Source organism: Bordetella genomosp. 4 (assembly GCF_002261185.1).
Lineage (GTDB): Bacteria > Pseudomonadota > Gammaproteobacteria > Burkholderiales > Burkholderiaceae_B > Bordetella_A.
On record NZ_NEVQ01000012.1, the window covers coordinates 362189 to 387633 of the forward strand.

Sequence of the window (25445 nt, forward strand, 5' to 3'; positions counted from 1 at the left end):
AAAACGAGACTGACGGGGTTCTGACGGGATGCTTACTTGAATCTTAATTTTGAAACTAAATGTATTTTTTTTAGGCTTTTCCCCGGAATTTTGGCCGGGTCCAAGGCATTCCGTCAGGGATATCCCTAGATGGGGAATTGAAGATTTTCTCGGCGCCCGTGTAAGGGAAACAACACTCGAATGCAGGCGCCGGGCAGGTCCGAGTGCGCGGTGCCTTCGAGGATTTCCACTTGCGCATGATGTTTCTGGGAAATTTCGCGTACGATGGCCAGTCCCAGCCCGCTGCCCTCGGCCCGGGTTCCCAGTACGCGATAAAACCGGTCGAAGACGCGTTCGCGTTCTTCGACGGGGATGCCGGGGCCGGAGTCTTCGACTTCCAGGATGGCATGAGAAGCAGTGTTGCGGACACGGACGGTGATATGCCCCCCCGACGGGGTATAGCGCAGCGCGTTGTCCACCAGATTGTTGAGCAACTCGGCCAGCAGGATATCGTTGCCAGCAATCATGAGCGGCATATCCGTGCCTTCAAAACCTAAATCGGTGTTCAGGGAGAGCGCTTGATGCACCCATTGCAAGGTGTGCTCATGCGCAATGGCGTTCAGGTCGGTAGGCGTCAGCTCGACCGAATGTGGATTTTCGGCACGCGCCAGTAATAGCAGCTGATTCACGAGACGCGTAGCGCGTTCGGAGCCCATAATCAGTTGACGCAGACTCGCTTGCATTTCGTCAGGACTGGCGTCACGCAGCGCCAATTCGGCCTGCGTGCGCAAGCCCGCCAATGGCGTTTTCAATTGATGTGCGGCATCTGCAACAAAGCGTCGTTGCGCCTGCACGTTGGACGACAAGCGATCCAGCAACTCGTTCATGGCGCTAACCAGCGGCGCAATTTCCGACGGCGCGGCGCCTTCGTCGATAGGCGATAGATCGTCCGGACGGCGAGCCCTCAGGCGTTGCTGCAGGGCGTTCAGCGGGGCGACACCTCGTGAGAGCCCGAACCACACCAGCAACACCGCGATGGGCAGCACGATGAATTGCGGAATGATGACGCCTTTGATGATGTCATTGGTCAGTTCGGTCCGCTTTTCCATCGTCTCGGCGACCACGAGCAGCACGGGCCGAGTTTGCGGGATGTGCAAATCGACCCAGGTATAGGCCAGTCGTACGCCGAACCCGCGCAACGTGTCCTCGGCATACAGCACGGTACCTGGTTGCGGTGGACCGAGATCGGGAGGCAAGGGCAGGCCTTTATCTCCGCCCAGCACCTCGCCGTGACTACCTTGGACCAGCCAGAACACGCTGTCGGTTTCGCCCGGATGCAGCACATCGCGGACGGAGTCGTTGATGTTCAGAACAGCACGTCCGTCTTGCACATGCACATGGCGCGACAGAATGTGCAGGTTTTGCGCCAGCACCCGATCGTAAGGGACGTTGGCGATATTCTGCGCCACCACATAGGTGATGGCCACGCTCATTGGCCACAGCAGGAACAACGGCGCCAGCATCCAGTCGAGGATTTCTCCCAACAGCGATCGCTGAGGGGGCGCAAAGCTGGGGCCTTTCGCCCCGCCGCGCATGGCGTCCAGGGCTTCTTGGTTCAGCGACTCGCGCGCGGCCGGCTCAGTGGGTGAGGTGGCTGGCGGCACCTTGGTCCCGTTCAAGGCAATACCCCAGGCCGCGTACCGTGATGATTTTGACTCCGCTGGGCTCGAGTTTCTTGCGCAATCGATGCACATAGACCTCGATGGCGTTGGTGCTGACCTCTTCGCCCCATTCGCAGAGGTGGTCGACGAGCTGGGTCTTGCTGACCATGCGGCCACTGCGGGTCAGCAGGATTTCCAGCAGGCTGACCTCGCGTGCGGACAGATCCAGTGTCTGGTCATCGACCAGCGCGACACGTCCGGTCTGGTCAAACACCAGGCGGCCATGGCGCAATAACGTCGCTCCGCCGCCTGCGCCGCGCCGTGTCAGGGCACGCACGCGGGCTTCCAGCTCGGACAGGGCAAAGGGTTTGGCCATGTAATCGTCGGCACCCAGATCCAGGCCTTTGACGCGTTGTTCGACGCTATCTGCCGCCGTCAGGATCAGGACAGGCATCGCAGAGTTGCGCGCACGCAACCTGCGCAGGACTTCCAGCCCGGTGAGCTGGGGCAGTCCCAGGTCTAAAATGAGCAGGTCAAACGGCTGGGCAGCGAGAGCAGAGTCGGCGGCGGCGCCGTCACTGACGGCGTCAACGGCGTAACCATTGTGGCGCAATGAGCGGGACAGGCCATCGGCCAGGATGCTGTCGTCTTCGGCGATAAGGATGCGCATGCAGTGAAAGCGGGACAAAGAGCCGTTAAGGGCGCACGACATCAGGACGATATCGCGCGCAGGCATTCTGGCACAGCATCGGCTGATTTGCCCATCCAGGGAATCCCTGGAAAAATTTGGCACACTGGATTTATATACAGTACAATCGAATGCAATAATCGCCGCTTCGACGTGCAGCGCTTTGCCGCGCGTTAAACCTCACAGCGTCAACATCATTTATCCACGGGAAACCACATGGACGACAAAACCAGCAAAGCAGCCGCCTCGGAAAAGGCCAAGGCGCTGGCCGCCGCGCTTTCGCAAATCGAAAAGCAATTTGGCAAAGGCTCGATCATGCGTTACGGCGATAACGAAGTCGAACATGACATCCAGGTCGTGTCGACGGGTTCGCTGGGGCTTGATATCGCACTGGGCGTGGGTGGCTTGCCGCGTGGGCGCGTGATCGAGATCTACGGTCCTGAGTCGTCGGGCAAAACCACGCTCACGCTGCAGGTCATTGCAGAAATGCAAAAAATCGGCGGCACCTGCGCGTTCGTCGATGCGGAACACGCACTCGACGTGCAATACGCCTCCAAGCTGGGCGTCAATCTCACCGATCTGCTGATTTCGCAGCCCGATACCGGCGAGCAGGCCCTGGAAATCACAGACGCCCTGGTGCGTTCGGGCTCGGTGGATCTGATCGTGATCGACTCGGTCGCCGCGTTGGTGCCCAAGGCCGAAATCGAAGGCGAAATGGGCGATTCGCTGCCCGGTCTGCAGGCTCGCCTGATGAGCCAGGCATTGCGCAAACTGACGGCTACCATCAAGCGCACCAATTGCATGGTCATCTTCATCAACCAGATCCGGATGAAGATCGGCGTCATGTTCGGCAACCCCGAAACGACTACCGGCGGCAATGCCCTCAAGTTCTATTCCTCTGTGCGTCTGGACATCCGCCGCATTGGCTCCATCAAAAAGGCCGAAGAAGTCGTCGGTAACGAAACGCGCGTCAAGGTCGTCAAAAACAAGGTCTCGCCTCCATTCAAGCAGGCCGAGTTCGACATCATGTATGGCGCCGGCATCTCACGCGAGGGTGAAATCATCGACCTGGGCGTGCAAGCAGGTGTGGTCGACAAATCGGGCGCATGGTATAGCTACAACGGCACCCGCATTGGTCAGGGCAAGGACAATGTCCGCGAATACCTGAAAGAGCATCCCGAGCTTGCCATCGAGATCGAAAACAAGGTGCGTGAAAACCAAGGCATCGTCAGCCGTGCAGCGACGTTCCCGGCTAGCGAGGCCGAGACTACCGACGCAGAATGATTCGTCAGCGGGGGTCTTCGTGGCCACGTCGCGGCTCGTCTTCACGCGAGCCTGACGACGGGGGATTCGAGACGATGAACACCTCTGGCGCGGGCAGGGGCGGCGAAAATCGCCGAGCGCTGTCTGCACCGGAGGACGATTTCGAAACCCAAGGCAAACCTCCGGCTCGGGACGATGATTTCGAGACGCGAGGCAAACATGAGCCCCGGGATGATGATGCCCAGACCTTGGGCAAACCCAAACCGCATGGGCCCAGCCTGAAGGCTCGCGCGGTCGGTTATCTGTCGCGCCGCGAATACGCACGCAACGAATTGGCGCGCAAGCTCCAGCCTTATGCCGAGGATGCTTCCGACATTGAGCCGGTGCTCGACGCACTGGAAAAAGAAGGCTGGCTATCTACCGAGCGATTTGCGCAGAGCCTCGTACATCGTCGTGCCGGCCGGCAGGGTACGGCACGCATTGTGCAGGAATTGCGCCAGCACGGTGTCGCCGAGGACCAAGTCGCGCAGTTGCGCGACGACCTGCGCGCGACCGAATATCAGCGTGCGGTTGAGGTGTGGCGCAAGCGTTTCTCTGCGAAACCCGTTGATCGTAGCGAGTACGCCAAACAGGCCCGCTTTCTCGCGGGCCGAGGCTTTGCTCATGATGTGATCCGTCGCCTGTTGGGTGACGAGCGGGACGATGATTAATCAAAAGCGGTTCAATTTTTCGCCGACCGTATACCGTCCAGGGTTTTAAAGCACGTCTCTCGTGCAATAGCCAGGAAATCATTAATGTAAGGCGCATCGATATCCTCGGTGCGCACGGCGGCATACAACGTACGCCACACGCCTTGTGGCCCCAGGTGGCACAGCCGCAGCCAGCCTTGATGCAGATATTCTGTCAGAGCCCAATTGGGCAACGCAGTCACGCCGCGATTGCTGGCGACGAGTTGCACAATGATGGGTGTCAGCTCTGCCTTGCGTACCGCGGCCGGCTCCACGTCGGCGGGATCCAGAAACGTCGTAAAAACATCCAGCCGTTGCCGGTCCACGGGATAGGTGATCAGGATTTGATCGGCCAATTGTTCGGGCGCGATGTGCTTGCTGGCTGCCAAAGGATGCGATTCAGAGACGGCCAGTACCAGCTCGTATTTGAATAAGGGCAGGTATTCCACCGCTTCGAGTTGCTGCGGATCTGACGTAATCACCAGATCCAGATCTCCCCGTACCAGAGCCGGCAATGGGGCAAACGAAAACGCGGCCGACAGATCCAACGCGACATCTGGCCACTGGCCTCGAAAAGCATCCATGCTTGGCATGAGCCATTGAAAACATGAGTGGCAATCTATCGCCAGATGCAGCCGTCCGGTGCGGCCCGCCGCCAACCGTTGCAGCTCGCGCTCAGTAGCTCGGATTTGCGGCAAGACTTCATCGGCCAGCGCCAACACCCGCAGTCCGGCCGTAGTGAGGCGGGCAGGGCGGGTACGGCGATTTAGCAGCGGGGTGCCCAAGCGGGTTTCGAGGTCTCGCAATTGATGAGACAGCGCCGACTGCGTCAGATGCAGACGATCGGCGGCCTCTTGCAGACTGCCTCCGTCGCGGATTGCCGAGAGAGTTTCTAAATGACGGATTTCGAGCATGGATCAGTCGTATACAGAGCGGGTAGATGACAAATATGAGCGCAGTGGAGCCGTGCGCCAACCAAGCATGAATTGTGCTCAACTTGTTAGTATGAAAAATTTTCAATAAATGTATGTTGAAATTGATTTTGACGCAAATTAAGTTAAGCGCAGAATAGCATCCGAATTGAACGAAATTTGTTGAATCGGATATCTATATGACCATAATTCATAATTTGGGTTTTCCCCGTATCGGCGCCCAGCGCGAACTCAAGCGCGCGGTCGAGGCCTACTGGGCAGGCAAACAAACCGCAAGGGAGCTCGAGCAAACCGGCCGCGAACTGCGTGCGGCGCACTGGCAGCGCCAGGCGTCCACGGGTGTTCAATTCGTGCCGGTAGGCGATTTCGCCTGGTATGACCATGTCCTGGAGTGGACCACGCTGCTGGGCGCGGTGCCGGCGCGTTTTGGTCAAGCCGATGACCAGCCTGTGGCGCTGGACACCCTGTTTCGCATGGGCCGCGGCCGGGCGCCGTCGGGCACCCCGACCGCCGCTTGCGAAATGACCAAGTGGTTCGACACCAACTATCACTACATCGTGCCGGAGCTCGTACCGGGCCAGACGTTTCGCATCGCACGCGAATACCTTTTTGAGCAGGTCAAAGAAGCCCAAGCCCTGGGCTATCAAGTCAAGCCCGTCATTCCGGGCCCCTTGACCTGGCTGTGGCTGGGCAAAGGCGATGCGTTTGCCGACGGAGCCGGGGATGCAGCCAAGCTGCAACTGCTGGATGCTCTCCTGCCGGTCTATACCGAGGTACTGGCGCGCTTGGCTCAGCAGGGCGTGCAATGGGTACAAGTCGACGAGCCGATTCTGGTGTTGGATCTGCCGCAAGCCTGGCGTGATGCGTACCGCAAGGTGTACGAGACTTTGTCGCAGGCGCCGGTCAAGCTGCTGCTGGCCACTTATTTTGGCGGCCTGCAGGACAACCAGGACACCGCTTTGGCCTTGCCAGTAGCCGGCTTGCACATCGATCTGGTGCGCGCGCCCGACCAGTTGCCGCGCATCGCTGCCGCCTTGCGTCCGGACCAGGTGCTGTCTGCCGGCGTGATCGACGGCCGCAATATCTGGCGCACGGATTTGGATGCTGCACTGAGCGCTTTGGCACCCGTTCGCCAACAATTGGGCGACCGCCTGTGGCTGGCTCCGTCGTGCTCCTTGCTGCACGTGCCGGTGGACTTGGCGAATGAAACGGATCTTGATGCCGAACTGAAGAGCTGGCTGTCCTTTGCCGCGCAAAAACTCGAAGAGCTGAGCGTGCTCGGCCGGGCACTGGATAACGCCGAGGCCTCCGATGTCAGTGCGGCTTTGGCAAGTCAGCGCGCCGCGCTAAAGGCACGCACCGAATCGCCCCGTATTCACAACCCCGCTGTGATTCGCCGCATGGCAGACGCAGCCAAGGTCACCCGTGACCGTGTGCCGTTTGCAGACCGTATTGCGCAGCAACAGCAATTGCTGAAACTGCCCGCGTTCCCGACGACTACCATTGGTTCGTTCCCGCAGACGGCCGAAATCCGCGCGCTGCGTCGCGACTGGAAATCCGGTGCGTTGAGTGATGCCGCCTATGAGGCCGCGATCCGTAAGGAAATCGAGGCGGTTATCCGTTTCCAGGAAAAAATTGGCCTGGACGTGCTGGTGCATGGCGAGCCCGAGCGCAACGACATGGTCGAGTACTTCGGCGAACTGCTGGCCGGTTTTGCCTTTACGCGTAACGGCTGGGTGCAGAGCTACGGTTCGCGCTGCGTCAAACCGCCGATCATTTTCGGCGACGTTGCTCGTCCCGCTCCGATGACCGTCGGCTGGTCCTCGTACGCGCAGTCGCTGACCGACAAACCTGTCAAAGGCATGTTGACCGGTCCTGTGACGATTCTGCAATGGTCATTCGTGCGCGACGACCAACCGCGTGAGCAGACCTGCCGCCAATTGGCATTGGCGCTGCGGGACGAAGTGGTCGATCTCGAGGCGGCTGGCGTGCGGGTCATACAGATTGACGAGCCCGCCATTCGCGAGGGGCTGCCCTTGCGTCGCGGCGATTGGCAAGCCTATCTGGATTGGGCGGTGGATTGCTTCCGGTTGTCGACCGCCGGCGTGGCAGCGGATACGCAGATTCACACTCATATGTGCTATTCCGAGTTCAATGACATCATCGAGTCCATCGCGGCGATGGATGCCGACGTCATCACGATTGAAACCTCGCGTTCGAACATGGAATTGCTGAAGGCCTTCGAGGATTTCCGTTACCCGAACGATATCGGCCCGGGTGTGTACGATATTCACTCGCCCAACGTGCCGGACGTGGACTGGATGGTCGGCCTGATGCGCAAGGCAGCGGCACGTCTGCCGAGCGAACGCCTCTGGGTCAATCCTGATTGCGGCCTGAAGACCCGTGCATGGCCGGAAACCGAGGCCGCGCTGGTGGGGATGGTCGAGGCGGCACGCGCGCTGCGTGCGGCCTGATCCGTCCCGTTTTAAACCCGGGAGGCCGGTAACACGGCCTTTACTGGGCGCGTAGCGGGCAGGGGCAGGGGAAGCGGCGTTTCCTCGAGCCCTGCGTTATACTTCCCTGGATTTGCTGCTTTGCGTCAAAGACTTTGAAGTGCAGGCCCCTTAATGCCCTTGCCACCGCCGACAGTTCCTCGCCATCCTTTGCACACGCGTTCCATACGCGTGGAGTCCTACGGGCGCGAGGATGGTCTGTGGGATATCGAAGCCGAGCTCATTGACTTCAAGTCCTATGATTTCCCCAAGAGCAATGGGGAATTTTTCAAAGCAGGCCGCCATATTCACCACATGCATCTGCGCATCACCATCGATGAGGCGTTTACCATTGTGGCAGCTCAGGCGGCTTATGACGCGGCGCCCTACGAACAGCACTGCATGAACATCGACGCCGCCTATGCGGACTTGGTGGGCATGAACCTGCTCAAAGGGTTTCGGCGCCAGGTCAAGGAACGCTTTGGTCGGACGGCAGGCTGTACGCACATGACCGAGCTGTCTCAGGTGCTGCCCACTGCGGCGGTGCAAACCATGGCCAACCGGCGGCGCCAGAACAGCAATCCGGACATACGCCCATTTCAGCTGGATGGCTGTCATGCCTTGCGCACTGACGGCCCGGTGGTGCTTGAGCATTATCCCAAGTGGTACACCGGGGATAGCGCTGAGGCGTCGGCGGGCGCAAATTCCGATTCCCCCTCTTTTTCTCATTCGTCCTGACAGGTAACACATGAAAATCCACGAGTATCAAGGCAAGGAACTGCTAAAGCAATTTGGCGTGCCTGTGCCGCGCGGGATCCCCGCATTTTCCGTCGACGAGGCTGTGGCTGCCGCTGAAAAGCTGGGCGGGCCGGTTTGGGTCGTCAAGGCGCAGATCCATGCTGGCGGCCGTGGCAAGGGCGGTGGCGTGAAGCTCGCCCGTTCGATTGATGACGTGCGCAAGCTGGCTGGCGAAATCCTGGGCATGCAACTGGTCACGCACCAGACGGGCCCGGAAGGCCAAAAGGTCAACCGCCTGTACATCGAAGACGGCGCCGACATTCAAAAGGAATACTACGTCTCGCTGGTCACTGACCGTGCCACGCAGAAAATTGCCATCATCGCTTCCAGCGAAGGCGGCATGGACATCGAGGAAGTCGCCCACTCGACGCCCGAAAAAATCATCACCGAATACATCGATCCGCAAACCGGCCTGTCGGCTGAGCAAGCCAAGAAAGTCGCTGAATCCATCGGCCTGACCGGCGGTTCGGCTGACCAAGCCGCCGACGTGTTCCAAAAGCTCTACAAGTGCTACATGGACACCGACGCCTCGCTGGTCGAAATCAACCCCCTGAACTGCGACAGCAAGGGCAACATCATCGCCCTGGACGCCAAGTTCAACTTCGACTCGAACGCCTTGTTCCGTCATCCGGAAATCGTCGCCTACCGCGACCTGGACGAAGAAGATCCCGCTGAAATCGAAGCCAGCAAATTCGATCTGGCCTACATTCAGCTCGACGGCAACATCGGCTGCCTGGTCAACGGCGCCGGTCTGGCCATGGCGACCATGGACACCATCAAGCTGTTTGGCGGCGAGCCGGCCAACTTCCTGGACGTCGGTGGCGGCGCGACCGCTGAAAAGGTCACCGAAGCCTTCAAGATCATGCTCAAGAACAAGAGCGTGCAGGCCATTCTGGTCAACATCTTCGGCGGCATCATGCGTTGCGACGTCATCGCCGAAGGCGTGATCGCTGCTTGCAAGGCCGTCAACCTCAACGTACCGCTGGTCGTCCGCATGAAGGGCACCAACGAAGAACTGGGCAAGAAAATGCTGGCCGACTCGGGGCTGCCCATCATCAGCGCCGACACCATGGCCGAAGCGGCCACCCGCGTCGTAGCCGCCGTCAAATAAATTGCCAAGGATTCACAAATGTCGATTCTGATCAACAAGGACACCAAAGTCATCACCCAGGGCATCACGGGCAAGACGGGCCAGTTCCACACCCGTATGTGCCGTGAATATGCCAATGGCAAAGCCGCCTTCGTGGCCGGCGTCAACCCCAAGCGTGCCGGCGAGGACTTCGAAGGCGTGCCCATTTTCGGTAGCGTCCAGGACGCCAAGAAAGAAACCGGCGCAACGGTTTCGGTCATCTATGTGCCGCCCGCCGGCGCTGCTGCCGCCATCTGGGAAGCCGTCGAAGCCGAACTGGATCTGGTCATCTGCATTACCGAAGGCATCCCCGTTCGCGACATGCTGGAAGTCAAAAACCGCATGAAGGCCAAGAACAGCAAGACCTTGCTGTTGGGCCCGAACTGCCCCGGCCTGATCACCCCCGATGAAATCAAGATCGGCATTATGCCCGGCCACATTCACCGTAAGGGCCGCATCGGCATCGTCAGCCGCTCCGGCACCCTGACGTACGAAGCCGTGGCTCAAGTGACCGAACTGGGCCTGGGCCAATCCAGCGCCGTCGGTATCGGTGGTGACCCCATCAACGGCCTGAAGCACGTCGACGTGCTCAAGCTCTTCAACGACGATCCCGACACCGACGCCGTCATCATGATCGGTGAAATCGGCGGTCCGGACGAAGTCAACGCCGCACAATGGGCGAAAGACAACATGAAGAAACCCGTGGTCGGCTTCATCGCCGGCGTCACGGCGCCTCCGGGAAAACGCATGGGCCACGCCGGTGCGTTGATCTCGGGCGGTGCAGACACTGCCGACGCCAAACTCGAAGTCATGGAAGCATGCGGTATCCGTACCACGCGCAACCCCTCCGAGATGGGCAAGCTGCTGAAGTCGGTGCTGTAACAGCCTGAGGCTTCTCGCATGTAAAAAGCCCGCCTCGTTTGGCGGGCTTTTCGCTGCTGAGCGCGGCCTGACCCAGGCCGCTGTTGTATCGCCTGTTTTGCAAAATATAATGACGAGCCGGTATTACGCGTACACCCTATAACACTCGTCAGGCGCCACGAGCGCTCGACACCCGGCAATGGCCACTCGCAAGCTCGCAACTACCAAGATGGCCACACCTGTACGCACTAAACAAAAGTATTAACTCACACCTAGGGGATCGCTAGGAAAGAGAGGAATGGAACTTACATCAGCAGCATTTTGGATTGCCCTGCTACAGATTATTTGGGTCAACATCCTGTTATCTGGCGATAACGCCGTCGTCATTGCGCTTGCCGCGCGCTCGCTGCCTGCAGAGCAGCAAAAAAAGGCGATCACGATTGGTTCAGCGGCAGCGATCATCATGCGTATCGTGTTGACGCTGGTTGCAGCCAAACTCCTGATGCTGCCATGGCTCAAGCTCATCGGCGCATTGTTGTTGGTCTACATCGGTGTCACGCTGTTGCTGCCTGAGGGCGACGAGGACGGCGATGGCAAGCAGCACGGCACTCTGCTGTCGGCGATTCGCACCATCATGATTGCGGATTTGGTAATGAGCCTGGATAACGTCGTCGCGGTCGCTGCCGCAGCGATGGGCGATACCACCCTCCTGGTCGTGGGCTTGGCCATCAGCATCCCGCTGGTTATTTTTGGTAGCACCTTGTTGTTGAAGGTGATTGAGCGCTTCCCATTGATCGTCTGGGTCGGCGCCGCATTGCTCGGCTTTATCGCGGGCGAACTGTTGGTGGGAGACCCCGCCTTGCACGATTCCGTGATCAGTATTGATAGCGCCCTGGGCGTCACTGAACACCAGTTGGCGTTGATCTCGGGGGCTGTAGGTGCGGTCGTCGTTTTGGCGATTGGGAAAATTTTACTTTCTCGGCGCCAGGTACTGACACAAAGCTGAACTACAATACGCGTTTTGGCACGACGACTGCCGCGTTTTGACGCGGCAGTTTTTTGCCACCGGGCCGCTTCAAGGCAAATGCCCTTTTTGGGGCAGGCAAGCCGAAGGCGCGGCGTGGAGGCTTTTTTCCCGCCAAGTCATCATAGGCAACAGGTCCTCAGTATAGGGACCAAGCCGCAGGCGCATCGGGGAAGGTGTCGACGTGGGGCTGGCAGCTTCTGATTCATGAGCAGTTGCCATCCAAATTGTCATTCCGAGGGGGATCGCAAGTGTTAGAGTTTCTACAAACAATAAGCTGGGCTGCAGTATTCCAAATCATTCTTATCGACATCCTGCTGGGTGGCGATAATGCAGTCGTGATTGCGCTGGCTTGCCGCAATCTGGCGCCCAAACAGCGCATGCAGGGTATTTTGTGGGGTACGGCTGGTGCAATCATCCTGCGCGTCGTGCTCATCGCATTCGCCCTGACGCTGCTGGCCATCCCCTTCCTGAAGGTCGTGGGCGGTCTGCTGCTGGTCTGGATCGGTGTCAAGCTCCTCATCCCCGAGGACGACGGACACGACAACATCAAGGGCAGCACCTCTATTGCTGCCGCCGTCAAGACCATCATCGTGGCTGACTTTGTCATGAGCCTCGATAACGTCATCGCCATTGCCGGCGCCGCACAAAACGCCCACGAGGGTCACCAGATCGGTCTGGTCGTGTTCGGCCTGATCGTCAGCGTACCCATCATCATCTGGGGCAGCACCCTGGTGCTCAAGCTGATCGACCGCTATCCGCTGGTGGTGACGCTCGGCGCGGCATTGCTGGGCTGGATCGCAGGCGGCATGGTAGTTACCGACGTTGTTGTCGAAAATCAATTCGGCCCGCAACCCACTACGGTTAAAATTGCTGCGGAAGTCATCGGCGCATTGATTGTTGTGGTCTTGGGGCGGTGGCTTGCCAGTCGTAAAACTGCCTCCAAGGAATCTACTCATGAGTCTGCGTAAAAGCGACAACCCCGAATCCGGCCTGAGCCTGCTGCAAGGTCTGGCAATACTGGCCATCATCGGGGTGATCGCCACGGTGATCTTTTCCAGCCTGGGCAACTAAATCCGCCCGTGTCTGCACCGCAACGCCTCGTTATCGCGACCCGCGCCAGCCGGCTTGCCCTGTGGCAAGCCGAGCATGTGCGCGATCGGTTGCGTACTCTCTATCCCGACTGTTCCGTCGAACTGCTCACGCTGACGACGCGGGGCGATCAGATACTGGATCGCACCTTGTCCAAGGTCGGCGGCAAAGGGCTTTTTGTCAAAGAACTCGAAACGGCCCTGCTCGATGGGCGGGCCGATTTGGCGGTTCATTCACTCAAAGACGTCCCGGTCGACTTGCAGGCGCCATTCGAACTGTGCGCTGTGCTCGAACGAGCCGACCCTCGGGATGCTTTCGTGTCCAATGACTATGCGACCTTGGCCGACCTGCCGGCCGGGGCCGTCGTCGGCACGTCCAGCCTGCGGCGAGAGTCGCAGATCCGGCAGCGCTATCCTCATCTGCAGGTCAAACCGCTGCGCGGCAATCTGGATACCCGCCTGGGCAAACTCGATCAGGGCGATTACGCCGCGATCGTGCTGGCTGCGGCCGGTCTGCAACGTTTGGATCTAGGCCACCGCATCCGCAGTCTGCTGGATCCGGCCGACAGCCTGCCTGCCGCCGGGCAGGGCGCGCTAGGCATCGAAATCCGCGACGATCGTGCTGACCTGCGCGCTTGGCTGTCGCCGTTGGTATGTAGGCGAACCACGGCTTGCGTATTGGCCGAGCGTGCCGTGTCCCGGACGCTGGGCGGTTCCTGTCAAGTCCCGCTGGCGGCATATGCCGTGCTCGATGGCGACAATGTCGTGCTTCGGGCATTGGTGGCCTCTCCTGATGGCAAACAAGTGATTCAGTCCGAACATACCGGGCCAGTGGCGCAGGCCGAGCAGATCGGCGAAGCCGCGGCGCAAGCCTTACTCTCCAAGGGCGCGGCCGCCATCCTGGCTGCCTTGCAAGACACGTCTGCCGACTGAGGCTGGCTTATGCCAGTATGTTGTGAGGTACGTCCGGATTCAAGGCCGAACTTGGCAGCCGCATATGGCGGCTGGAGTCCGCCTTTTCCGGGATACATACAGGGGTGTCCATGTCGCATATCGCCATTCTGACTCGCCCTGCCGGCCGTAACGACGCGTTGGCGCAGGCGCTCGGCGCTGCCGGTTGGCAGACGCTGGATCTCCCTGCGCTGGAGCTTCGCCCCTTGCCGGTTGCCGCCACAGATTTGCCTTTGCCGCAAGACTTTGATTTAGTCATCTTTGTCAGCGGCCATGCAGCACGGACGTATTTGAACCAACTGCGGGATCTGGCGGGGCAGACCGACTGGCCCGCTGCCGTGCCTGCCGCAACGGTGGGCCCGACGAGTGCGCGGGCGTTGCGCGAAACGCCAGGTTTTTGCGCCAATACAACAGTATTCTGTCCGCCTCCCGCCGCGTCCACCCATGATTCTGAAGCCCTCTGGCAGGTATTGCGCGCGCAAGACAGCCTGCCAAGCAGGGTGCTATTGGTACGCGGCACTCAGGGCCGGGATTGGCTGGCCGATCAATTAGAGGCCGCGGGGGCGCAGGTGCGGCGGCATGCTGCCTACCAACGCCAGCCAGCGCACTGGCCGCCGTCTGCCGTCGAGCACCTGCGAAAATGGGCGCAAAAGAGGGAAAAAGCGACGTGGCTGCTGACTAGTGGCGAAGGACTCACCGCCGTCCAAACTCATATCCATGAGGCCGGTCTCGCCGATTGGTGGCAAGCCTCCGACTTTATCGTGACCCATCCCACACTGGCGCGGCGGCTGCAGCAAGGCCTCGCTGGCAAGGTCACGGACGCAATGGTAAAAATCTGCTTGCCGGCCGATGATGCGATCCTCGCGGCCTTTGTTGCGGCTTGAATCGAAGTTTTGGCATTTCACCGAATACAATCGCGTCATGACAGACCAGACTCCTGACACTGCACCTGCCGTCAATGCGGCAGCTCCGGGCGCAGCTTCGCCCGCCAAACCGGCATCCGCCCCGGTTAAAAAGTCGTCCCGTGGGGCAGGCTTAATGGGCGCGGCGCTGATCGTTGTGCTCCTGGTGGCCGTTGGCCTCGGGTGGGCGCTATGGCTACAGCGCAAGCAAGCCGACGCGGCCGGTCGCGAGATAGCGACTCGCCTGGCCACACTCGAAGACGCCGTCGCGCAAAGCCGCAAAGACGCGCGCGAAGCCCTCACCCTCATTCAAGGGCAGAGCGGCCAGGTGCGCAGCCTGGAAGCGCAAGCGCAAGAAGCCAAGACCCGCTACAACGACCTGCAGCAAGCCTGGGAAACCTTCAGCGGCGGTGCGACGGACGAGATCCTCGCCAATGACGTGGAGCGCCTCTTGGTGCTGGCGAATCAGCAACTGCGTCTGGCCGGTAACGTCAACAACGCCATCGTCGCGCTGGAAACCGCCCAGACGCGCCTGGCACAGGCGGCTCGCCCGCTTTTTGCAGGTCTTCAACAAAGCATCAACGGCGATATCGATCGCCTCAGGGCCGTTGCGACCGTCGATATCCCGGCGCAGACCGCGCGTATCGATCGTCTGGCGGGTCTGATTTCCAAGGCTCCTTTGCTGGTTCCGGATGCAGCGGCACCTGGCGCCTCGAGCGATGCGCAGCCAAAGCCAGCGACGGCTCCGGTCCAGTCTCAGGCCGACGACCCTCGCCATCAATTGCCGGCGGATGCTGCGTGGTGGCAGCGTTGGCGTGCCGAAATCGCTTCCTGGCCCGGCAGGGCTGGCAGCACACTGGCGCACGAGCTGGGTGATTTGATCAGCGTGCAGCGTGTCGACCAACCGGCAGCATTGCTGTTGTCCGCCGAACAAGCCGAGCAGGTGCGCGGCGCCTTGCGTCAACGCCTGATGACGGCGCAACTGGCTATGCTGATGCGTCAACCCGAAGTCTGGAAAAACGAACTCGCCAATGTCGAGAACGTGCTCAGCATTTACTACGACGGTCGTGCGGTGGATACCCAGTCGGCGTTGCGTTTGACGCGCGAACTGCAGAATATCGATATCGCGGTTCGCTTGCCGGATGTCGGTGACAGTCTGGCCAGCGTAGCGGCCTTGCGCGCTGCCGGGTTCGATTCGCCAGCCAAACAGGACTAACGTATGCGTACTTGGTTCTGGACTCTGCTGCTTCTCATCGTCGCTGTCGCGTTGGCGGTGGTGCTGCGCTCTCATACGGGCAACGTTATTTTCCTGGTGTCGCCATGGCGCATTGAACTGTCGCTGACCTTGTTCGTGCTGTTGGTGGTGGGCTTTTTCATCGCGCTGTACGTAGGTTTGCGTCTGCTGGCCTGGTTGTTGGCCATCCCGGACCGTATGCGTGTCTGGCGCGGTCAACGCGCCCAGGCGCGTGATCACGTCTTGCTCGAACGTGGCTGGACAGAGCTCCTGGAAGGGCGCTTTTCTCATGCCGAGAAAAACCTGACCAAGCTCTTGGGACAGACTCGCGTCGAGAGCCGCCGAGTGTTGGCAGCGCTCTCGGCGGCGCGCGCCGCACATGGCCTGGGCGAATTCGCTCGCCGGGACCAGTTGCTGGAATCCGCACGGGAGCACGCCTCGGGCAATACCGGTTTGCAAGAAGCCATCGCCACCGTTGCGGCAGATCAGCTGCTGGACCAAGGCCGTGCGCAAGACGCCTTGGCAGTGTTGACGCCGCTGCAGGATGGCGGCGCCCGCCATCTGCATACGATGCGCCTGTTATTGCGTGCCGAGGCAGCGTTGAACCATCACGACCGCGTCTTTACGCTGGCACGCGGGCTCGTGCGCCGCAACGCGCTGTCCAAGACCGAGGCCGAAGGTCTGATCGATCGATCGGGTGCCGCGCGCCTGCGCGCCGCTGCCGCCTCCGGTACGGAAGCCTGGCGCAGCGTCTGGAAAGACCTCAAAAACGAAGAACGTGTCCTGCCGGAAATTGCCCTCGCTGGCGCTACGGCATTCGAGGCTGCGGGTGAGCCTGCAGAGGCGGCTCGCATTCTGGAGGCAGCTGTTCCGCTCCACTTCACCTCGTCCTTGGTTGATGCTTATGCGCGTTGCGAGTCCGACCAAGTGCCTCGCCGTCTGGCCAAAGCCGAAGCTTGGCTGCAAAAGCGCCCGACCAATGCAGATCTGTTGAGCGCCTTGGGGATGCTGTGCCTGAATGGCCAGTTGTGGGGGCAGGCAGAGCGTTATTTGCAACGCAGTTTGGCGCTGCGCAACGATGCGCGTACCCATGCATTGCTGGGCAGCCTGTATGACCGTTTGGATCGTCCCGCGGACGCTGTGCGCCATTGGCGCTTGGCGACTGTCGCGACCATGGCATTGCCCGTACTGGCTGGCGACCCGGCTCTGCCGGCAGCCGATACGGACGCCGACCCTCTGCATCTGGATGCAGAGGGCGAGTACTCCGCCTATCCGCCGGAAGCAACCGTCGCCGCAGCGCCAACTGCGTCCCAGTTCGAAGACGCACCCCTGTCGGCCCCTGCCGACTATGTGCTGGATCCCGATGCTCGCGTCCTCGAACGCGAGGCGTCAAATGCGCTGGAGCCGGACCCTCCGGCGGTCGCGCCTGCCCGGTCCAACATCGATATCGAGGACTACTTCGACAGCGCACCCATACCCGTGCCTGAATACGATGTATCGGAGCCCACATACGTCACCCCGCCATCCACGTCGCCTGACCAAGGCAAATCAGACAAGCGGGATGACGGAAAATCTCTTCCACTTTCAGATAAACAAGGTTGAACCATGAGTCTCGATCGCGTCTCTCCCGGCAAAAATCTGCCGGAAGACTTTAACGTCATCATCGAAATCCCCATGAACGCCGACCCCGTCAAATACGAGGTCGACAAAGACAGCGGCGCCGTATTCGTGGATCGCTTCATGCTGACCGCCATGCACTATCCGTGCAACTACGGCTATATCCCTCAGACCCTGTCCGAGGATGGCGACCCCGCCGACGTGCTGGTGTTGACCCCGTTCCCGATTCAGGTCGGCGCTGTGGTGCGCTGCCGTGCATTGGGCGTACTGGAAATGGACGATGAGAGCGGTGGCGATGCCAAACTGTTGGCCGTGCCCGTCGACAAGCTCTATCCTCCCTACCGCAACATCAAGTCGTACGAAGACCTGCCAGCCGAGGACATTGGCCGTATCCAGCATTTCTTTGAACATTACAAAGACCTGGAAAAAGGCAAATGGGTCAAGGTCAAGGGCTGGAAAGGCGTAGACGCCGCTCGCGAGGAAATCGTGCGCAGCGCTGAGCGCTACAACAAGGGCTGATCGTTCCCTGAACTGATGTCCCTGCGGGCCGCGATGCAGACAATGCGTCGCGGCCCGATGTTTTTGCGGCAGCAATTGCCGTCAGCGGCCCTACAGTAAAAAAGGGATAAACTCGCGCATTGGTTTTCGTTTTTCTTACCCCCGCGCCGGCCCGAGGTAACAGGCGTCCACCAGAGCAGGGTGCTGCAGACCGAGGGCATGGCGCGGAGGTGTTTCTTTGCTGGCGATGCCGGCACGCATTCAAGAAGGTCAAGAGAACATGGACTACGTATTCCCTCCGTCGCCGCCCGTTGCCGTGCCTGTTGCCGGCAGCAGTGCGTTGGTTCCGGTGCGCCGCATCTATTGTGTCGGCCGTAACTACGCCGAGCATGCCAAGGAAATGGGCTTCACCGGTCGCGAAGACCCGTTCTTTTTCAGCAAGCCCAACGACGCCATCCTGTCGATCGCCGACGGCGAAACCGGCGCGACGCCTTATCCGCCCAAGACCAGCAACCTGCATTATGAAATGGAGCTGGTCGTTGTGCTGGGCAAAGGCGGCAAGGATATCCCTGTTGACCAAGCCGGCGAGTGCGTGTGGGGCTACGCGCTGGGCCTGGATATGACCCGCCGCGATCTGCAAGGCGAGGCCAAAAAGCAAGGACGTCCTTGGGAGGTCGGCAAAGCCTACGACCTGTCCGCGCCGATCGGTCCCGTCCATCCGCGTAGCGTCGTCGGTACCCTCGAAAAGGGCGCTATCTGGCTCGACGTCAACGGCGAGCGCAAGCAGTCCAGCGACATTTCGCAAATGATCTGGAACATTCCCGAGAGCATTGCCTATCTGTCGAGCTTGTTCGAACTGAAAGCGGGCGATTTGATCTTCACTGGTACCCCCGAAGGCGTGGGCGCCGTGGTGCAGGGTGATGAGCTCGTGGGCGGCGTCGAAGGCCTGGGCGAATTGCGCGTGCGCATCGCCTGATTGTCTTTTTTTACGACCAGAGGCCGAAGGCTGAGTCTCTCCATGTAGGGTGACTCAGTGCTAACTCGTATGCCTCGTGTATTTTTAATCCGGAGTTTCATCATGCGCGGACGAGTCATGCTGACGGCGCTGATCGTATTTGGCGTCGTACTGCAAGGCTGCAACACCATGGCAGGCATGGGCAAAGATATGTCCGCTGCCGGGCAAGCCATCAGCACGGCTGCAGAAAAATAAAGCTTCACGCTTGTTGCGACAGCGGCCCCTTCGGGGGCCGTTGTCGTTGTCGGAATGGACATCGGTAGCGTGTTCTATGGCTGATGTCAGGCGCTGTGAGCATTTTGCCCACCTCGGTATCTACGAATAGCCGGGATCTCTGCGAGGTTTCACACTACGGCCTCTGTTGATTGAAGAGAGGTCGGGCATGATCCAGCGTATTTCCCGCCAGCGTGGCCAGGGGATGACCGAGTACATTGCATGCCCGGAAAGCCGCATGTTTATTGGGGTTTGCTGTCTATGTCTTTAGACTGTCTAATACTCGATGTCCAAAACTGGATGGTTATCCAGACTTTTTGCGAGGTCCTGTCACCAACTTTGGTGATCGATCGCGCAGATAAATCGCGGTCGTCCTGCGGTCGGTATGTCCAAGTAGAGCCTGCGGGTCTATGCCTTGCCGCTCGGCTTCTGTCCCGGCCATGGCACGAATATCGTGCAACGTGACATTCTCTATTCCGGCACGTCTGGCCGCGTCTTTGAATGACCTCCAGACGTTGGAATGCTCTCTGAGCTTTCCGCCTCGGCCGGCAAGCAAATATGTCATGTTGACGACTGGGCCGGTGTTGTCTTCCGCTCGCTTTACGGCCTCGCGCAGCTCGGGACTCCAGACTACAACTAATTGCTTGCCAGTTTTCTGTTGCTTGAAATAGATTCCTTCCTCACCTAAGTGACTGCGCTCAATGGAAAGGACATCGCCAATGCGCTGGCCGGTGAGATAACACAAATCCAACACGCACTGAAGCCATGGAGCGCATTGTCTGTAAATCGCCAGATACTCAGCTGCGGAGATGAGGCGATTCCTTGGGCGTTGTTTAAAGCGCTTGACGCTCAAAGTAGGATTTGACTCCACCAACTGGCGGTCCAGCGCCCATTGAAAGGTGAGGCGTAGCACAGTGAGCATCCGGTTGGCAGCAACCGGCTTGTCCTTAAATCCATCGAGCATCTGGACAATGTCACCATGTCGCACTTGATCAACCCTGAAGTCGGCAAAGACCTCCTTGAGTAAACGGGCGCTGTGTCGATATTGCTTCGCTGTAGACTCTTTGATTTCGGCCACCAAAGAGGGTAGCGCCTTGTCGATCAGGGCTGGCATTCCGTCCTGGGGGCTGGCCATAGTCCTGGCATACTCAAGGAGCGCTGAATGTAAGTCAGCCCCAAGGCGTTGCCATTTACCGCGCTTGACCAGATAGTAAGCGCCGTGCTTCAGGTATACGCAGGGCGGGAGTTCTCGATTTTTCATTCTTGGTCGCATAGCCTAACGCAACCTCCATTGCTGCCCGCAACACCAAAGGCGTGCCGTCGGGCCGAATCTTAAACGGAATGCCAAGCTGGCGAAGAATTTCAACCTGGCTTGATTTACGGCTTTTCCCTGTTATCTCAACAAGGTCCTCAGGCGAGAGGATTAGCATATCGCCTCCAAAACAAAGCCCGCGCTAGGCGGGCATCCAAGCGCGGCGTGTCGTTTCCAGCAGCCGCTCGATTACATCGGTGGTCATTCTTTCCATAACATCCAGCCGGTAAGCAGGCCGGCAAAAAAGGCGGCGAGTATTGGGAGGTCCATCATGCGTCTCGCAGGTTCTGATGCTGCGTACCCATGGCGCCAGTTTGCTGATTCAGCCAACCCCGCGTCCATGCGGACTTTGCCCATTCGGGCCAGCGTTGACGGCTTATACGTCCGGCCGTAATTGGCAGCCCACGCGAATATGCCGATCTGCCCCATGCTTCGTACAGACGTTTTCCTGCGAGTGGCTTAGCCATTCTTCGCCTCCCCATCGTTCGCTGTGGCGGGTTTCATAAAGGTCACCCAGTGCGTGCGGTTCAGCCGCCCGACGCGATGTCCAAATAGTGGCTTGTGGGGCGTGCAGGCCAGAATGTCCGCCAGGGGAATCTGGGTCTCGTTCCACTTGAAGATCAATACGCCAAGGGGGCGCAGCACGCGAAAGCATTCGGCAAAGCCCTGACGCATGTCGTCTTGCCACTCGGCGCCTAGCTTGCCGTATTTGGCAGCCATCCAGCTGCGCGGGCCGGCTCTCACCAGGTGAGGGGGATCGAACGCCACGAGGGCGAACGCCTCATCCTGGAACGGCAAACTGCGGAAGTCGAACTGCGCGTCAGGATGTATGCGTACTACGCGCTGTCCATCCTGGCGGTGGGTACGGTCGGTAACGGCAATGGTTTCGTCTCGCAGGTCGCCAAACAGGCACCGTTGGTCTTTTGGGTCGAACCACATCATGCGTCCGCCGCAGCAGGGGTCAAGAACGGGTGTATCCATCACCCCTCCTTTCCCTGCTGGGCTAGGGCAGCACGAACTCGCTTGAGTGTTTCGAGGCACACCTCATCAAACCCGTCGCCTTGCTCTACGTCCGCAATCACGCCGTCTAGTTCATGGGCTAAGTTGTCGCAGTCGCTCGGCTCCGCGCTCGCGGCAGGCTGGGCGTTTCTCGGGCATACACAACCAACCCCGAATCCGGGCGTCCCCAAGCATTTCTCACAGTGCCACATGCTCATTTGCTTTCCCCTTTCGTAGCGGCCAGGGCGGCGAGGAGCCGTTCTCCCGCAGCAATGACGCCATCCCGTTTTTTCGCCGATGTCGTGCTAATGCGCACTGTAGTGTCGGCAATGGTCGCGTTATAAAACGTCTTGGCGGCTTCGCGCAGTTCACCCACATCCCCGCCGCGCTGCTGGCGGTCGGCAAGTACTGCGGCACGGGCGTAGTCTTGCATTTGATCGCCGGTAAAAAGGTATCGAGGGTATTTACGAATAACCACTCCGCGGAACTCGGGTTCGGGTAGCGGAGGCAGCGCCACATCCCCCGCACCCTTTGCGGGAGCCGTGGTGTAAGTGTCTGATTTTCCAGCAATACCGTTTTCCCGGTTTTGGTCATACTCGACGGCAGGGGCGGGCTTCAGTCGTTCTTTCAAGCGCTCGATGGCATCCGCTTGTGCAATGGCATAATCGCCAGGAGCGCCTACTAGATTTAGCGCCATGTCCAGATCATCATCGCCCGTCGTGTATTGCTCAGCCTCGGCGCTGGCCTGGGGCGCGGCGTAGCGGGATAGCAACTCGCGGGCAAACGAAAAAAGGTTCTGGCCCAACTCCGTGTAGTACCGAGATCCCCAATGCTCATCGGATTTGTTAAATCCATGAGAAAGTGCAAGGGCCTCGATTGCAGCATCGCTCGGCTCACCCGCCCCGCGCAGCTTGGATAGCACGGCGGACTCGACGGTGCGGGCGAACCGGATCTTTTCGTCCTCGGTTATGGTGGCGCGGCAATCCAGTGCCAGGATCTCGCCAGTAGTCAGTGCGGATTGCTTGTGTCAGTGGTCATTCCTTCTCTCCTTGGGGAGGGGCGGGCGGATTGAGAGCGGCGTCCACAAGCTTCCAAACAGACGCTACGTCGTCATCACTCATAAATGGGCCGCGTAGGCTGTCAATCGCTCGGATGATTGCGCGCAGGCGGTCGATCTCGTCCTGAAGTATGGACACCTGCGCGCCAGCCACCGAAACAGTCTCAGATCGCAGCGCATCGAACTTGTCTTGCACGTCGTTAGATCGGCGGTTGTCGGCCCAGCTTTCACTATCAGCCAAGCGCCAATAATCCTGACCAAGCAGATATGCGCGTTTGAAGGCCTTGTCCAACCGCTCCCTCAGCTTTTGTGTGTCAACGGTCATGGTCTTTCTCCTGGCGGGCCTTACAGCAGCGGCCAAAGGGCATTCGATCAGCGGGACAAGTGCATGTCTCCATGTACTCACGCGCAGCATCGAGCTGTTTCTGCCAAGCGGCTGTCGATTGCCATGTGCTGATGAATGCGTTATCCAGGGCGCTCACCAGTTCGGCTAGTAGGTGCTCAGCTTCGGTCATTACTGTTCTCCTGGCGGGCTCGGAGCATGGCGTCTGCTATGGTGTAAGCAGCCTTCGCGGTTATTTCTTCGTAACCATCCAAGCCGTTAAGACACGAGGCGTTAGCAGTGGACAGCATCCCTTGCATCGCCTTGGCTGCGAAGTAATCGCGCAGGGACATGCCAGACAGCAAACGACGTATTTCCTCAACGGTTTTGGGCTGGAATGTCTGGTAGTCCCAGTCGGCAACTGGGAAGGCAGGTCCGCCATCTTCCATAGGCTTCGTTGTGGTGGTCATGCCCATTCCCCAAAAATAGCCCGCACAATCTCATACAGGCCAAGGCCAATACCAAATATCGCCAGTAGGGCGGCAAGGATTACGCAGCCGAGTAGGGGATCGAACTCGGGCATCTCAAATAGAAAGAAATCGTCGTCGTCTGGCTTCATGGTGAAATTCCGGTTCGGGTGGAGTACGATTGCAGTTCACTTGAGGAGGCCTTATGCCGCTCTGCCAAGGTTGTGAACAACTTTTGGGTGCGTCAAAATCAGAGTCGCCGCACGCCGATCTGCGGCTGATTGACAAGCGTCCCTATAAGCCGATGGGGCCAGATCCCTCGAGGGGTTATATGGAGCGCTACTCGTGTAATTCCTGCGAGACTGTATGGATGCGCGACCGAGATGAAAAAGATGCGGATGCTGGGTGGATGGTCGTTAGCAAGTTGCCGTGATGTGGTGTCGTTGAGTTGGCTATAGAACTATTGCCGGTACGCCTTGGTGAGATCGCTACTAACGCAGTGCCTGCGCTTCCTGGCAGCATTGGCAATGCGTGATCTGTCATGATGGCCGTTCACGTGGCCCATCATTCCTAAGTAACTATTGATGGTTTCGAGTGTGCTGCCCTGCGGCAGCGATTCGATTCGCCTCAGCCCGGCCCGCACCGTCCGGCGCCGCACTTCGATTCTCCAGGGCTTGATCACATATCCCGCGAAATCAACCCCGCGATTCACCGGTTGAAGCACCGTCTTTCTGGGATTGAGAGCCAGCCCAAGCCGTGGCAGGAAGTCGTTAATGCTGTGCAAAGCTTCATTGAGGAATTGCGGCGATTCATGCAGCAACACCATGTCGTCAACATACCTAACGTAGTGACGGGCCTTTATGGTGTGCTTGATGTGCTGGTCAAGGCCGTCCAGCAGAACATTGGCGAAGAACTGACTAGAAAGATTACCGATCGGTAGGCCGTGATGCGGCGAGACCTGCATCAGGCGCTTATGCGGCGGAACCAAGCGGAGCAGTGATTTCTCGCCGCGTATCTCGACGTTCTCGCGCGGATCATGAAAGAGCACCAGAGCGCAGAGATTGCGCCACCAGCGCTCAGGTATCCTTTTGGCCAACTTCGGCCACAGGATTCGCTTGTCGATACTGACAAAGAAGTTGGCCAAGTCGCATTTCAGGTAATGAGCGGGGCTCGACCAATTCTGCGTGACGCTTCGGACTTTGGCCTCCAGTCGCTTGCCGCCGTACAGAGTGCCGCGACCTGGGATGCAGGCGCATGAATCAGCAATGAAGCTCGCCAAGAACCTGGCACCGATCTTGTTGTATAGCAGGTGATGCACTACGCGATCCCTGAAATCCGCTGCCCAGACCTCTCTGGGCTTTGGGCGGGTGATAACAAAGCAGATAGAGCGTCCCGGGCGATATGTGCCGTCCTGCAGCTCCTCATGAAGTTGCATTAGGTTTCGCTCGAGGTCCATCTCAAAGAGCAACGCGCTCGCTGTGTTGCGTTTTAGCCGGCGGCAGTCGTAATAAGCCTGCACCAGCTCCGCGAACGAATGGCAAGAATCCATAAAAACTCCGAGGACGATTTGCGGACGGGGCGAACTCGGAACTCGTTGTTGCGGTTCCAGTTGTTGACGTTGCCGTTCTCGAAATTGACTGCCCAGGCGTTGTTCGAGCCGTAGGGCGTTCTATCACGCTATCCACGTCACCCCGCCGAAGGCATGCCGATCAGCGGGGAAACTGCGCCAGACCTATCCGACCGTAGTCGGCGGTTTCTGTGATGCGCCTATCGGTGGCCTTGTGGGCCAGCGGCGTGACCAGATCATCAAGCGCGTTGGCCTGACCGCCGTGACGGTAAGGCGACAAGCGCATTCTCGGAGTGTTTGAGCCAACCAGTTGCTTGGCGGCCGATGCTGTCGGTTAGCTCGATCGCTTTGCCGTATTGCCCACGGGAGATAAGGTGCAGATCCGAGGCCAGTCGCAGCGACAGATTTGCCGCCTCTACCCCCTCGCGCAAGACGCGAATCAATGGAGCGCGGTCTGCTGCTGAGTTGGCCCGGTAGACCTGCATTACCAAGTCAAAGCACTGTTTACGCAGATTGGCCCCAAAGTCTGCCTTGTAGTTCCTAGGCATGTTTGCCACGAGTTTCGTGACCAGCAGGCTTAAGTCATAGGTCGTCTTGAAAATTCGGGTATCTGTGTGCAAGGCCATGGCTTTGGCGGGCTCCGCC

The 25445-nt window shown here is 59.2% G+C and carries 27 protein-coding genes; 15 read left to right on the top strand and 12 right to left on the bottom strand.

What is annotated here, in order from left to right:
* Positions 1-125: 125 nt before the first annotated feature.
* On the bottom strand, positions 126-1502 hold the full coding sequence (locus tag CAL20_RS09520) for a sensor histidine kinase (RefSeq protein WP_094837810.1): 1377 nt from the start codon (positions 1500-1502) through the stop codon (positions 126-128).
* A gap of 115 nt (positions 1503-1617) precedes the next feature.
* Positions 1618-2310: a response regulator transcription factor gene (locus CAL20_RS09525; protein WP_094820762.1), complete on the bottom strand. Its 693-nt coding sequence runs from the start codon at positions 2308-2310 to the stop codon at positions 1618-1620.
* 234 nt (positions 2311-2544) lie between these two features.
* Between CAL20_RS09525 and recA the strand changes: the two genes are divergently transcribed.
* Positions 2545-3612: a recombinase RecA gene (recA, locus tag CAL20_RS09530; protein WP_094820564.1), complete on the top strand. Its 1068-nt coding sequence runs from the start codon at positions 2545-2547 to the stop codon at positions 3610-3612.
* Positions 3613-3686: 74 nt separating this feature from the next.
* Positions 3687-4301: a recombination regulator RecX gene (gene recX / locus CAL20_RS09535; RefSeq protein WP_094837684.1), complete on the top strand. Its 615-nt coding sequence runs from the start codon at positions 3687-3689 to the stop codon at positions 4299-4301.
* Positions 4302-4312: 11 nt separating this feature from the next.
* Here recX and CAL20_RS09540 read toward each other — a convergent pair whose 3' ends face one another.
* Positions 4313-5233: a LysR family transcriptional regulator gene (locus CAL20_RS09540; RefSeq protein WP_094820566.1), complete on the bottom strand. Its 921-nt coding sequence runs from the start codon at positions 5231-5233 to the stop codon at positions 4313-4315.
* A 197-nt stretch (positions 5234-5430) separates the two neighbouring features.
* Between CAL20_RS09540 and metE the strand changes: the two genes are divergently transcribed.
* From metE to CAL20_RS09605, 13 genes are all read left to right on the top strand, one after another.
* Positions 5431-7725, top strand: a complete 2295-nt coding sequence (gene metE, locus CAL20_RS09545) for a 5-methyltetrahydropteroyltriglutamate--homocysteine S-methyltransferase (RefSeq protein ID WP_094837685.1) — start codon at positions 5431-5433, stop codon at positions 7723-7725.
* A 153-nt stretch (positions 7726-7878) separates the two neighbouring features.
* The gene (locus tag CAL20_RS09550; protein ID WP_094820568.1) at positions 7879-8481 is read left to right on the top strand and encodes a DUF2889 domain-containing protein; all 603 of its coding nucleotides are present in this window, start codon (positions 7879-7881) and stop codon (positions 8479-8481) included.
* A 10-nt stretch (positions 8482-8491) separates the two neighbouring features.
* Positions 8492-9652, top strand: a complete 1161-nt coding sequence (gene sucC / locus CAL20_RS09555) for an ADP-forming succinate--CoA ligase subunit beta (protein WP_094820569.1) — start codon at positions 8492-8494, stop codon at positions 9650-9652.
* An 18-nt stretch (positions 9653-9670) separates the two neighbouring features.
* The gene (gene sucD, locus CAL20_RS09560; protein WP_094837686.1) at positions 9671-10552 is read left to right on the top strand and encodes a succinate--CoA ligase subunit alpha; all 882 of its coding nucleotides are present in this window, start codon (positions 9671-9673) and stop codon (positions 10550-10552) included.
* A gap of 277 nt (positions 10553-10829) precedes the next feature.
* Positions 10830-11537 (top strand): TerC family protein, encoded by a 708-nt coding sequence (locus tag CAL20_RS09565; RefSeq protein ID WP_094820571.1) that lies wholly within the window; start codon positions 10830-10832, stop codon positions 11535-11537.
* Positions 11538-11806: 269 nt separating this feature from the next.
* A complete protein-coding gene (locus CAL20_RS09570) occupies positions 11807-12526 on the top strand; it encodes a TerC family protein (protein ID WP_094820764.1) in 720 nt (239 codons plus the stop codon).
* A gap of 111 nt (positions 12527-12637) precedes the next feature.
* Positions 12638-13579 (top strand): hydroxymethylbilane synthase, encoded by a 942-nt coding sequence (hemC, locus tag CAL20_RS09575; protein ID WP_094820572.1) that lies wholly within the window; start codon positions 12638-12640, stop codon positions 13577-13579.
* Positions 13580-13689: 110 nt separating this feature from the next.
* Entirely contained in the window at positions 13690-14481 is a 792-nt protein-coding gene (locus CAL20_RS09580) for a uroporphyrinogen-III synthase (protein ID WP_094820573.1), read from the top strand.
* 37 nt (positions 14482-14518) lie between these two features.
* Complete coding sequence (locus CAL20_RS09585) at positions 14519-15715, top strand: uroporphyrinogen-III C-methyltransferase (protein ID WP_094820765.1); 1197 nt, start codon at positions 14519-14521, stop codon at positions 15713-15715.
* A gap of 3 nt (positions 15716-15718) precedes the next feature.
* Positions 15719-17335 carry a heme biosynthesis HemY N-terminal domain-containing protein gene (locus CAL20_RS09590; RefSeq protein ID WP_094820574.1) on the top strand — a complete coding sequence of 539 codons (1617 nt, stop codon included), beginning with the start codon at positions 15719-15721 and terminating at the stop codon, positions 17333-17335.
* Between the two features lie 3 nt (positions 17336-17338).
* Complete coding sequence (gene ppa / locus CAL20_RS09595) at positions 17339-17869, top strand: inorganic diphosphatase (RefSeq protein ID WP_094820575.1); 531 nt, start codon at positions 17339-17341, stop codon at positions 17867-17869.
* 259 nt (positions 17870-18128) lie between these two features.
* Entirely contained in the window at positions 18129-18824 is a 696-nt protein-coding gene (locus CAL20_RS09600; protein WP_094820766.1) for a fumarylacetoacetate hydrolase family protein, read from the top strand.
* 102 nt (positions 18825-18926) lie between these two features.
* Positions 18927-19058, top strand: a complete 132-nt coding sequence (locus CAL20_RS09605) for an entericidin A/B family lipoprotein (RefSeq protein ID WP_094820576.1) — start codon at positions 18927-18929, stop codon at positions 19056-19058.
* A gap of 322 nt (positions 19059-19380) precedes the next feature.
* On the opposite strand, the gene CAL20_RS09610 is transcribed toward CAL20_RS09605, so the two are convergent.
* From CAL20_RS09610 to CAL20_RS09660, 9 genes are all read right to left on the bottom strand, one after another.
* Entirely contained in the window at positions 19381-20337 is a 957-nt protein-coding gene (locus CAL20_RS09610; protein ID WP_256981401.1) for a tyrosine-type recombinase/integrase, read from the bottom strand.
* On the bottom strand, positions 20267-20506 hold the full coding sequence (locus CAL20_RS25850; protein ID WP_094837688.1) for a DUF4224 domain-containing protein: 240 nt from the start codon (positions 20504-20506) through the stop codon (positions 20267-20269). Before CAL20_RS25850 ends, CAL20_RS09610 begins: the two co-directional genes overlap by 71 nt.
* Before the next feature lie 341 nt (positions 20507-20847).
* Entirely contained in the window at positions 20848-21369 is a 522-nt protein-coding gene (locus CAL20_RS09625; protein ID WP_094837690.1) for a class I SAM-dependent methyltransferase, read from the bottom strand.
* Positions 21370-21601: 232 nt separating this feature from the next.
* A complete protein-coding gene (locus tag CAL20_RS09635; protein WP_094837692.1) occupies positions 21602-22309 on the bottom strand; it encodes a hypothetical protein in 708 nt (235 codons plus the stop codon).
* 112 nt (positions 22310-22421) lie between these two features.
* Entirely contained in the window at positions 22422-22769 is a 348-nt protein-coding gene (locus CAL20_RS09640) for a hypothetical protein (RefSeq protein WP_094837693.1), read from the bottom strand.
* A 176-nt stretch (positions 22770-22945) separates the two neighbouring features.
* On the bottom strand, positions 22946-23236 hold the full coding sequence (locus CAL20_RS09650) for a hypothetical protein (protein ID WP_256981402.1): 291 nt from the start codon (positions 23234-23236) through the stop codon (positions 22946-22948).
* Positions 23233-23385 (bottom strand): hypothetical protein, encoded by a 153-nt coding sequence (locus CAL20_RS25560; protein WP_179266638.1) that lies wholly within the window; start codon positions 23383-23385, stop codon positions 23233-23235. The genes CAL20_RS09650 and CAL20_RS25560 overlap by 4 nt, the downstream gene beginning before the upstream one ends.
* Positions 23386-23693: 308 nt before the next feature.
* Complete coding sequence (locus CAL20_RS09655; protein WP_094837695.1) at positions 23694-24782, bottom strand: RNA-directed DNA polymerase; 1089 nt, start codon at positions 24780-24782, stop codon at positions 23694-23696.
* A gap of 257 nt (positions 24783-25039) precedes the next feature.
* A complete protein-coding gene (locus CAL20_RS09660) occupies positions 25040-25426 on the bottom strand; it encodes a four helix bundle protein (protein WP_094837696.1) in 387 nt (128 codons plus the stop codon).
* Positions 25427-25445 lie beyond the last annotated feature (19 nt).

Coding starts and splice junctions, on each gene's coding strand:
- recA (WP_094820564.1), top strand. CDS start 2,545: ATGGACGACAAAACCAGCAAAGCAGCCGCCTCGGAAAAGGCCAAGGCG.
- CAL20_RS09600 (WP_094820766.1), top strand. CDS start 18,129: ATGGACTACGTATTCCCTCCGTCGCCGCCCGTTGCCGTGCCTGTTGCC.
- CAL20_RS09640 (WP_094837693.1), bottom strand. CDS start 22,769: ATGACCGTTGACACACAAAAGCTGAGGGAGCGGTTGGACAAGGCCTTC.
- CAL20_RS25560 (WP_179266638.1), bottom strand. CDS start 23,385: ATGAAGCCAGACGACGACGATTTCTTTCTATTTGAGATGCCCGAGTTC.
- CAL20_RS09540 (WP_094820566.1), bottom strand. CDS start 5,233: ATGCTCGAAATCCGTCATTTAGAAACTCTCTCGGCAATCCGCGACGGA.
- CAL20_RS25850 (WP_094837688.1), bottom strand. CDS start 20,506: ATGCTAATCCTCTCGCCTGAGGACCTTGTTGAGATAACAGGGAAAAGC.
- ppa (WP_094820575.1), top strand. CDS start 17,339: ATGAGTCTCGATCGCGTCTCTCCCGGCAAAAATCTGCCGGAAGACTTT.
- sucD (WP_094837686.1), top strand. CDS start 9,671: ATGTCGATTCTGATCAACAAGGACACCAAAGTCATCACCCAGGGCATC.
- sucC (WP_094820569.1), top strand. CDS start 8,492: ATGAAAATCCACGAGTATCAAGGCAAGGAACTGCTAAAGCAATTTGGC.
- metE (WP_094837685.1), top strand. CDS start 5,431: ATGACCATAATTCATAATTTGGGTTTTCCCCGTATCGGCGCCCAGCGC.
- CAL20_RS09650 (WP_256981402.1), bottom strand. CDS start 23,236: ATGACCACCACAACGAAGCCTATGGAAGATGGCGGACCTGCCTTCCCA.
- CAL20_RS09525 (WP_094820762.1), bottom strand. CDS start 2,310: ATGCGCATCCTTATCGCCGAAGACGACAGCATCCTGGCCGATGGCCTG.
- CAL20_RS09550 (WP_094820568.1), top strand. CDS start 7,879: ATGCCCTTGCCACCGCCGACAGTTCCTCGCCATCCTTTGCACACGCGT.
- CAL20_RS09610 (WP_256981401.1), bottom strand. CDS start 20,337: ATGAAAAATCGAGAACTCCCGCCCTGCGTATACCTGAAGCACGGCGCT.
- CAL20_RS09605 (WP_094820576.1), top strand. CDS start 18,927: ATGCGCGGACGAGTCATGCTGACGGCGCTGATCGTATTTGGCGTCGTA.
- CAL20_RS09625 (WP_094837690.1), bottom strand. CDS start 21,369: ATGGATACACCCGTTCTTGACCCCTGCTGCGGCGGACGCATGATGTGG.
- CAL20_RS09660 (WP_094837696.1), bottom strand. CDS start 25,426: ATGGCCTTGCACACAGATACCCGAATTTTCAAGACGACCTATGACTTA.
- CAL20_RS09585 (WP_094820765.1), top strand. CDS start 14,519: ATGACAGACCAGACTCCTGACACTGCACCTGCCGTCAATGCGGCAGCT.
- CAL20_RS09520 (WP_094837810.1), bottom strand. CDS start 1,502: ATGCTGGCGCCGTTGTTCCTGCTGTGGCCAATGAGCGTGGCCATCACC.
- recX (WP_094837684.1), top strand. CDS start 3,687: ATGAACACCTCTGGCGCGGGCAGGGGCGGCGAAAATCGCCGAGCGCTG.
- CAL20_RS09580 (WP_094820573.1), top strand. CDS start 13,690: ATGTCGCATATCGCCATTCTGACTCGCCCTGCCGGCCGTAACGACGCG.
- CAL20_RS09655 (WP_094837695.1), bottom strand. CDS start 24,782: ATGGATTCTTGCCATTCGTTCGCGGAGCTGGTGCAGGCTTATTACGAC.
- CAL20_RS09565 (WP_094820571.1), top strand. CDS start 10,830: ATGGAACTTACATCAGCAGCATTTTGGATTGCCCTGCTACAGATTATT.
- CAL20_RS09590 (WP_094820574.1), top strand. CDS start 15,719: ATGCGTACTTGGTTCTGGACTCTGCTGCTTCTCATCGTCGCTGTCGCG.